This is a genomic window from Pseudomonas sp. GW821-FHT09D08, assembly GCF_059416305.1.
Genome location: NZ_JBWKOX010000023.1, coordinates 101998 through 110873 on the forward strand (window position 1 = coordinate 101998; position 8876 = coordinate 110873).

Annotated in this window: 6 protein-coding genes; all 6 read left to right on the forward strand. The window is 63.1% G+C overall.

Annotation, left to right across the window (positions count from 1 at the left end; genetic code table 11):
* Positions 1-24: 24 nt before the first annotated feature.
* Genes AC07OP_RS27660 through moaA form a run of 6 tightly spaced genes read left to right on the forward strand, consistent with a single transcriptional unit; the run spans position 25 to position 8695 of the window.
* Positions 25-3798 (forward strand): nitrate reductase subunit alpha, encoded by a 3774-nt coding sequence (locus tag AC07OP_RS27660; RefSeq protein WP_495103127.1) that lies wholly within the window; start codon positions 25-27, stop codon positions 3796-3798.
* 1 nt (position 3799) lies between these two features.
* Complete coding sequence (narH, locus tag AC07OP_RS27665) at positions 3800-5338, forward strand: nitrate reductase subunit beta (RefSeq protein ID WP_027607174.1); 1539 nt, start codon at positions 3800-3802, stop codon at positions 5336-5338.
* A 3-nt stretch (positions 5339-5341) separates the two neighbouring features.
* Positions 5342-6097, forward strand: coding sequence for a nitrate reductase molybdenum cofactor assembly chaperone (gene narJ, locus AC07OP_RS27670; RefSeq protein ID WP_115489187.1), 756 nt, complete (start codon positions 5342-5344; stop codon positions 6095-6097).
* Positions 6090-6770, forward strand: a complete 681-nt coding sequence (gene narI / locus AC07OP_RS27675; protein WP_065948144.1) for a respiratory nitrate reductase subunit gamma — start codon at positions 6090-6092, stop codon at positions 6768-6770. Before narJ ends, narI begins: the two co-directional genes overlap by 8 nt.
* 10 nt (positions 6771-6780) lie before the next feature.
* Entirely contained in the window at positions 6781-7707 is a 927-nt protein-coding gene (locus AC07OP_RS27680; protein ID WP_495103126.1) for a peptidylprolyl isomerase, read from the forward strand.
* Between the two features lies 1 nt (position 7708).
* On the forward strand, positions 7709-8695 hold the full coding sequence (moaA, locus tag AC07OP_RS27685; RefSeq protein WP_495103125.1) for a GTP 3',8-cyclase MoaA: 987 nt from the start codon (positions 7709-7711) through the stop codon (positions 8693-8695).
* Positions 8696-8876 lie beyond the last annotated feature (181 nt).

Here is an 8876-nt window from a genome sequence, read left to right on the forward strand (position 1 = left end):
GGCATGCCTGATGAGGAAAGCATCATGAGTCACTTACTGGATCAACTGCGGTTCTTCAACCGCAAGCAAAACGAATTCTCCGACGGTCACGGCGAGACCCGCAAGGAGTCCCGCGACTGGGAAAACGTCTACCGTTCGCGCTGGCAGTACGACAAGATCGTGCGCTCCACCCATGGTGTGAACTGCACCGGCTCGTGCTCGTGGAAGATCTACGTGAAGAACGGCCTGATCACCTGGGAAACCCAGCAGACCGACTACCCGCGCACCCGCAACGACCTGCCCAACCATGAGCCGCGCGGCTGCCCGCGGGGGGCCAGCTACAGCTGGTACATCTACAGCGCCAACCGCCTCAAGTACCCGAAGATCCGCAAGCCGCTGCTCAAGTTGTGGCGTGAGGCGCGCCTGACCCTGTCGCCGGTGGAGGCGTGGGCGAGCATTGTCGAGGACAAGGTCAAGGCCGACTCGTACAAGAGCAAGCGCGGCATGGGCGGTTTCATTCGCTCGAACTGGGAGGAGGTCAACGAGATCATCGCCGCCTCCAACGTCTACACCATCAAGCAATACGGCCCGGACCGCATCGTCGGCTTCTCGCCGATCCCGGCCATGTCGATGGTCAGCTACGCGGCGGGTTCGCGTTACCTGTCGCTGCTCGGCGGCGTGTGCCTGAGCTTCTACGACTGGTACTGCGACCTGCCACCGGCCTCGCCGATGGTGTGGGGCGAGCAGACCGACGTGCCGGAATCGGCCGACTGGTACAACTCCAACTACATCATCGCCTGGGGTTCCAACGTCCCGCAGACCCGTACCCCGGACGCGCACTTCTTCACCGAGGTGCGCTACAAGGGCACCAAGACCGTGGCCATCACCCCGGACTATTCGGAAGTGGCCAAGCTCACCGACCTGTGGCTCAACCCCAAGCAGGGCACCGACGCCGCGTTGGCCCAGGCCTTCAACCATGTGATCTTCAAGGAATTTCACCTGGATAAACCGAGCGCCTACTTCACCGACTACGCCAAGCGCTTTACCGACTTGCCGGTGCTGGTGATGCTCAAGCCGATGACCGGGTTCGCGCCCGGCGCCGGCTTCCAGCCCGATCGCTTCCTGCGTGCCTCGGACCTCACCGGCAACCTCGGCCAGGACAACAACCCGGAATGGAAAACCATCGCCCTCGACGAAAGCGGTGAACTGGTGTCGCCACAAGGCTCCATCGGCTACCGCTGGGGCGAGAAGGGCAAGTGGAACATCCTCGCCAAGGAGGGCGGTGAAGGCCGTGCCATCGACCTGAAACTCAGCTTGATCGGCGACGACATCGCCGAAGTGGCCTTCCCGTATTTTGCCGGCGAAGCCCACGAGCACTTCCAGCACGTGGCCGGCGATGCCGTGCAGTTCCGCCGCGTGCCGGTGCACAGCGTGACCCTGGCCGACGGCAGCGTGGCCAAAGTGGCGACGGTGTTCGACCTGTCCGCCGCCAACCTGGCCATCGACCGTGGCCTGGGCGGCCAGAACGTGGCCAGGGACTACGACGACGCCAGCGTGCCGGGCACCCCGGCGTGGCAGGAAGCGATCACCGGTGTCAGCCGCGAGAAAGCCATCCAGATCGCCCGTGAGTTCGCCGACAACGCCGACAAGACCAAGGGCCGTTCGATGATCATCGTCGGCGCGGCGATGAACCACTGGTACCACATGGACATGAACTACCGCGGGCTGATCAATATGCTCATGCTCTGCGGTTGCGTCGGCCAGACCGGCGGCGGTTGGGCCCACTACGTCGGCCAGGAAAAACTGCGCCCGCAATGCGGCTGGCTGCCCCTGGCCTTCGGCCTCGACTGGAACCGCCCGCCACGCCAGATGAACGGCACCAGCTTCTTCTACGGCCACAGCTCGCAATGGCGCCACGAGAAGATGAGCATGCACGACGTGCTCTCGCCCCTGGCCGACAAGTCGCAATTCCCGGAACACGCCCTGGACTACAACATCCGCGCCGAACGCGCCGGCTGGTTGCCCAGTGCCCCACAGCTCAACACCAACCCGCTGCACATCTGCCGTGACGCCGCTGCAGCCGGCATGACGCCGAAAGACTACGTGGTCAAATCCTGGCAGGACGGCAACCTGCGCTTCGCCTGCGAACAGCCGGACAGCCCGGTGAACTTCCCGCGCAACATGTTTATCTGGCGCTCCAACCTGCTCGGTTCCTCGGGCAAGGGCCATGAGTACATGCTCAAGTACCTGTTGGGCACCAAGAACGGCGTGATGAACGAAGACATCGGCCACAGCACCGACTGCAAGCCCACCGAGGCCGAATGGGTCGAAGACGGCGCCATCGGCAAGCTTGACCTGGTGACCACCCTCGACTTCCGCATGTCCTCCACCTGCGTGTATTCCGACATCGTCTTGCCGACCGCCACCTGGTACGAAAAAGACGACATGAACACCTCGGACATGCACCCGTTCATTCACCCGTTGTCGGCGGCCATCGACCCGGCGTGGGAGTCGCGTTCCGACTGGGAAATCTACAAGGGCATCGCCAAGGCGTTCTCGGCCATGTCGGTCGGCCACCTGGGCGTGGAGCAAGACCTGGTCACCGTCCCGTTGATGCATGACAGCGTCGGCGAACTGGCCCAGCCGTTTGGCGGCACCGACTGGAAAAGCGCCGGTGTGGCGCCGGTGCCGGGCAAGAACGCGCCGAACATGGCGGTGGTGGAGCGCGACTACCCGAACATCTACAAGCAGTTCTCGTCCCTGGGCCCGATGCTGGAAAAACTCGGCAACGGCGGCAAGGGCATCAACTGGAACACCGATGAAGAAGTCGAGTTCCTCGGCGAGCTGAACCTTCACGAAAGCGCTGCGGGCATCAGCCACGGCCGGCCGAAAATCGACACGGCCATCGACGCCGCCGAAGTGATCCTGTCCCTGGCCCCGGAAACCAACGGCAAGGTCGCCTTGAAAGCCTGGGCCGCGCTGTCGGAATTCACCGGCATCGACCACAGCCACCTGGCGATCTCCAAGGCCCACGAAGCGATTCGCTTCCGCGACATCCAGGCGCAGCCGCGCAAGATCATCTCCAGCCCGACCTGGTCAGGCCTGGAAGACGAGCATGTGAGCTACAACGCCGGCTACACCAACGTGCATGAAAACATCCCATGGCGCACCATCACCGGCCGCCAGCAGTTCTACCAGGATCACCCGTGGATGCAGGCGTTCGGCGAGCAGTTGATGAGCTACCGGCCACCGGTCAACACCCGCACCATCGAAGGGGTGAAGGGCAAGCGCAGCAATGGCGAGACCGAGATCGTGCTGAACTGGATCACCCCGCACCAGAAGTGGGGCATCCACAGCACCTACAGCGACAACCTGCTGATGCTCACCCTGAGCCGTGGCGGACCGATCGTTTGGCTCTCGGAAATCGACGCCAAGCGCGCCGGCATCGAAGACAACGACTGGATCGAATGCTTCAACGTCAACGGCGCATTGACCGCCCGTGCGGTGGTCAGCCAGCGCGTCAAGGAAGGCATGGTGATGATGTACCACGCCCAGGAACGCATCGTGAACGTGCCGGGTTCGGAAACCACCAAGACCCGTGGCGGCCACCACAACTCGGTGACCCGCGTGGTGCTCAAGCCGACCCACATGATCGGCGGCTATGCCCAGCAGGCCTACGGTTTCAACTACTACGGCACGGTCGGTTGCAACCGCGATGAGTTTGTCGTGGTGCGCAAGATGGCCAAGGTCGACTGGCTCGATGGCTCCAGCGGCGATGATTTGCCGCGCCCATTGCCGACTGACATCGAGGAGAACTGAGATGAAAATTCGCTCACAGATCGGCATGGTCCTCAACCTGGACAAATGCATCGGCTGCCACACCTGTTCCATTACCTGCAAAAACGTGTGGACCAGCCGTGAAGGCATGGAATACGCCTGGTTCAACAACGTCGAGTCCAAGCCCGGCATCGGCTACCCCAAGGAGTGGGAGAACCAGGACAAGTGGAAGGGCGGCTGGGTGCGCAACGCCAATGGCTCGATCAACCCCCGCATCGGCGGCAAGTTCCGCGTGTTGGCGAACATCTTCGCCAACCCCGACCTGCCGAGCCTGGACGACTACTACGAGCCGTTCGACTTCGACTATCAGCACTTGCACACCGCGCCATTGGGCGAGCACCAGCCGACCGCACGCCCGCGTTCGCTGGTGTCCGGCAAGCGCATGGAAAAGATCGAGTGGGGGCCGAACTGGGAGGAAATCCTCGGCACCGAATTCGCCAAGCGTCGCAAGGACAAGAACTTCGACCAGATCCAGGCCGACATTTATGGCGAGTACGAAAACACCTTCATGATGTACCTGCCGCGTCTGTGCGAGCACTGCCTCAACCCGGCGTGTGCGGCATCCTGCCCAAGCGGTGCGATCTACAAGCGTGAAGAAGACGGCATCGTGCTGATCGACCAGGAGAAGTGCCGGGGCTGGCGCATGTGCATCAGCGGTTGCCCGTACAAGAAAATCTACTTCAACTGGAAGAGCGGCAAGTCCGAGAAGTGCATCTTCTGCTACCCGCGTATCGAAGCCGGTATGCCGACCGTGTGCGCCGAAACCTGTGTGGGTCGGATTCGCTACCTCGGTGTGCTGCTGTACGACGCCGACCGCATCAGCGAAGTGGCCAGCACCGCCAACGAACAGGACCTGTACGAGAAGCAACTGGAGATCTTCCTCGACCCGAATGACCCGGCGGTGATCCGCCAGGCCCTGGCCGACGGCGTGCCGCAGTCGGTGATCGACTCGGCCCAGCGTTCGCCGGTGTACAAAATGGCCGTCGACTGGAAGCTGGCGCTGCCGCTGCACCCGGAATACCGCACTTTGCCGATGGTCTGGTACGTGCCGCCGCTGTCACCGATCCAGAACGCCGCCGCGGCCGGCACCGTGGGCATGAACGGGGTGATCCCGGATGTGGACAGCCTGCGTATTCCGCTGCGCTACCTGGCGAACATGCTCACCGCTGGCGATGAAAAACCGGTCAAGCGTGCACTCAAGCGCCTGTTGGCGATGCGCGCCTACAAACGCTCCCAGCAAGTCGATGGCGTACAGGACCTGCAAGTGCTCGAAGACGTCGGCCTGAGCGTTGAACAGGTGGAAGAGATGTACCGCTACCTGGCCATCGCCAACTACGAAGACCGCTTCGTGGTACCGAGCGCCCACCGTGAAGACGCCATGAGCGACGCGTTCGCCGAACGCTCCGGCTGTGGTTTCAGCTTCGGCAGCGGTTGCAGCGGCAGCTCCGACACCAACATGTTCGGCGCCAAGAAAGCCAACCGCCGCGACGTGCTGAAAACCGTCCAGATCTGGGAGGACTGAGCCATGCGCATTCTTAAAGTGATTTCGTTGCTGCTGGACTACCCCACTGAAACCCTGGTGAACGGTCGCGACGAACTGGAACAGGCGATTCTTGAAGCACGGGAAATCAGCCCCAAGCAGCGCGGTGCGTTGTTCGAGCTGCTGGAACTGATCTGCGCCAATGACCTGATGGATGGCCAGGAACACTACGGCGCGCTGTTTGGTCGGGGGCGGTCGTTGTCGCTGTTGTTGTTCGAACACGTGCACGGCGAATCCCGCGACCGGGGCCAGGCCATGGTCGACATGATGGCCCAGTACGAGGAGGCCGGCTTCGCCATCGGCGTCAAGGAGCTGCCGGACTACATCCCGTTGTACCTGGAGTTTCTGTCCACCCGCGAAGACATCGAGGCCCGCGAGGGCCTGGCGGATGTGGCGCACCTGCTGGCCTTGCTCGCTGCGCGTCTGGACGAGCGTGAGAGCGGCTATGCCAGTTGCTTCCGTGCGCTGTTGCAGATTGCCGGCGCCGAGCCGCACCAGGCCGTGGCCGAACTGCGTGCCCAGGTCGCCGCCGAACCGCGGGACGACTCCCTCGAAGCCCTGGACAAAATCTGGGAAGAGGAAGCGGTGGACTTTATGCAGGCTGAGCAACAGGACCGCTGCAGCTCGATGCCGAGCAGTCCGGGCAAGGCCCGCGAAGAAAGCGCGGTGCCTTTGCACTGGGTGGATTTTCAGCAAGAAGGCCGGGCCGCAGCGCCCGCCGGGGAGGTGGGTAATGTCTAAGTGGAATTTGCTGGTATTCGGGGTGTACCCCTATGTGGCCCTGGCGATCTGCCTGTTGGGTAGTTGGGCGCGGTTCGACCTGTCGCAGTACACCTGGAAGGCCGGTTCCAGCCAGATGCTCAACAATCGTGGCATGCGCGTGGCGAGCAACTTTTTCCACATCGGCGTGCTGTTCGTGCTGGCCGGGCATTTTGTCGGCCTGCTGACCCCGGCGTCGGTCTACCACCATGTGATCAGCACTGAGAACAAGCAGTTGCTGGCGATGGTCTCGGGCGGCTTCTTCGGCCTGCTGTGCCTGGTGGGCCTGCTGATGCTGGTCAAGCGGCGCCTGGGGGACCCGCGCGTGCGGGCGACCTCGAGCCCGTCGGACATTTTGATCCTGCTGGTGTTGCTGGCGCAGTTGCTGCTGGGCCTGCTGACCATCGTTGCCTCCACCGGGCATATGGACGGCTCGGTGATGGTGATGCTCGCCGACTGGGCGCAGAACGTGGTGCTGTTGCGGCCGGTGGAAGCGGCCGAGTCGATTGCGCCGGTGTCGCTGATCTACAAGGCCCACGTGGCGCTGGGCTTGACCCTGTTCGTGCTGTTCCCGTTTACCCGCTTGGTGCACATGGTCAGCGCGCCGATCTGGTACCTGGGGCGTCGTTATCAAATCGTGCGGCAGAAGTATTGAGGAGAACGTCATGACTACTGGATGCGGATGTGGTGGCGGTAACGGCGGCAGCGGTGGTTGCGGCTCGTCGGCCAAGGAACCGGTGATGGCCGAGGCTGTGGCCCAGGCTTCTTTCGAGGAGATCAAGGCGCCGGAGTTGATCGCCAGCAGTGAACAGGAATGGCCGATCATCAGTGTCAACGGCGTGGCGGTCACGCCCGAGGCCATGGCCCTGGAATTGCAATACCATCCGGCCGACAGCCGCGAGGAAGTGGTGTACCTGGCCGCCCGCGCGCTGGTGATCCGCGAGCTGTTGCAACAGCGGATCGCCGAGCTGGGCCTGGCGGTGGAAATCGCCGCCGGAGAGAACGAAGAAGAAGCCGCCACGCGCCTGCTGCTGGAGCGTGAGGTGACGGTGCCCGACTGCGACGAAGCCACCTGTGTGCGCTACTTCGAGAACAACCGTGGGCGCTTTCACAGCGCGCCGTTGCTGGCGGCGCGGCACATCCTGCTCGAATGCGCGCCGGACGACGCCGAGGCGCGCCACCTGGCGCGCACCCAGGCCGAAGTCCTGCTGCTGAGCCTGGAAGAACAGCCCGGCCAATTTGCCGAACTGGCGCTCAAGTACTCGGCCTGCCCGTCCAAGGCCCAGGGCGGTTCGCTGGGCCAGGTGAGCAAAGGCCAGACCGTGCCGGAGTTGGAGCGCCAGTTGTTCACCCTGGCCCCGGGCCTGGCCGCCAAGCCGCTGGAGAGCCGTTATGGCTGGCACGTGATCAGCGTCGACCAGCGTATCGAAGGCCAGCCGTTGCCGTATGAAGCGGTAGCCGTCGCGATTCGCACCCAGTTGCAGCAAGGGGTGTGGCAGAAGGCATTGGTGCAGTACCTGCAAACCCTGATCGGCGCAGCGGACATCCGCGGCATCGCGCTGCAGGGCGCCGACTCACCGTTGGTGCAGTGACATGAGCCTGGTGGATGGGGTGGGCCGTTCGATCGATTACCTGCGCTTGTCGGTGACCGACCGTTGCGATTTTCGCTGTGTGTACTGCATGGCGAAAAACATGACATTTCTGCCGCGCCAGCAGGTGTTGACCCTGGAAGAACTGCAACGCCTGGCCGCGCTGTTCGTGGGGCAGGGCGTGCGCAAGATCCGCCTCACCGGGGGCGAACCGCTGATTCGCCCGGGCATTGTCGGGCTGTGCCGCAACATCGCGGCACTGCCGGGCTTGCGTGAACTGGTGATGACCAGCAATGGCTCGCAGTTGGCGCGACTGGCGCGGCCGTTGGTGGAGGCGGGGGTCAAGCGCATCAACATCAGCCTCGACAGCTTGGATGCGCAGCGCTTTCGTGGGATCACCCGCAACGGTGATCTGCGCCAGGTGCTGGACGGTATCGAGGCCGCGCGGGAGGCGGGGTTCGAGCGGGTCAAGCTCAACTGCGTGGTGATGAAGGGGCGCAACTTCGACGAGGTCTCGGCGTTGGTGCGGTACGCCATCGACCAGGGTGTCGACATCAGTTTTATCGAGGAAATGCCCCTGGGGGACGTGGGGCGGTCGCGGGGCGAGACGTTCTGCTCCAGCGATGAAGTACGCGCGGTGATTGCCCATGAGCATGGGCTGATCGATAGCACCGAGAACAGCGGCGGGCCGGCGCGGTATGTGCGGTTGGCGGGGCATCCTGGGACGCGGGTGGGGTTTATTTCGCCAAATTCCCATAATTTCTGTGGCGGTTGTAATCGGGTACGGATGACGGTGGAAGGGCAGTTGCTGTTGTGCCTGGGGCAGGAGGATGCGCTGGATTTTCGCGCGTTGTTACGGCGCTATCCGTTGGAGGATGGGCCGTTGGTCGAGGCGTTGCACAGGGGGTTGAAGGGCAAGCCGTTGCGGCATGATTTCAGTGGGGAGGGGGAGGTGCAGGTGGTGCGGTTTATGAATATGAGTGGGGGGTGAGGGGCGGTGTGGGGTGGTGTGGGGTGGTGTGGTACTGAGTACATATCCGTTTCTTCGGTAACGGCTACTTAGGGTTCCGCTCTTACAGCGGGTCACTTTTGGAGGGACCCAAAAGTAACCAAAAGGTCCTCGCCCCAACACTCGGCACCTCGCCTAGGCTCGGTGTGCCCTCACTCCGGCT

Coding starts and splice junctions, on each gene's coding strand:
- AC07OP_RS27660 (WP_495103127.1), top strand. CDS start 25: ATGAGTCACTTACTGGATCAACTGCGGTTCTTCAACCGCAAGCAAAAC.
- narH (WP_027607174.1), top strand. CDS start 3,800: ATGAAAATTCGCTCACAGATCGGCATGGTCCTCAACCTGGACAAATGC.
- narJ (WP_115489187.1), top strand. CDS start 5,342: ATGCGCATTCTTAAAGTGATTTCGTTGCTGCTGGACTACCCCACTGAA.
- narI (WP_065948144.1), top strand. CDS start 6,090: ATGTCTAAGTGGAATTTGCTGGTATTCGGGGTGTACCCCTATGTGGCC.
- AC07OP_RS27680 (WP_495103126.1), top strand. CDS start 6,781: ATGACTACTGGATGCGGATGTGGTGGCGGTAACGGCGGCAGCGGTGGT.
- moaA (WP_495103125.1), top strand. CDS start 7,709: ATGAGCCTGGTGGATGGGGTGGGCCGTTCGATCGATTACCTGCGCTTG.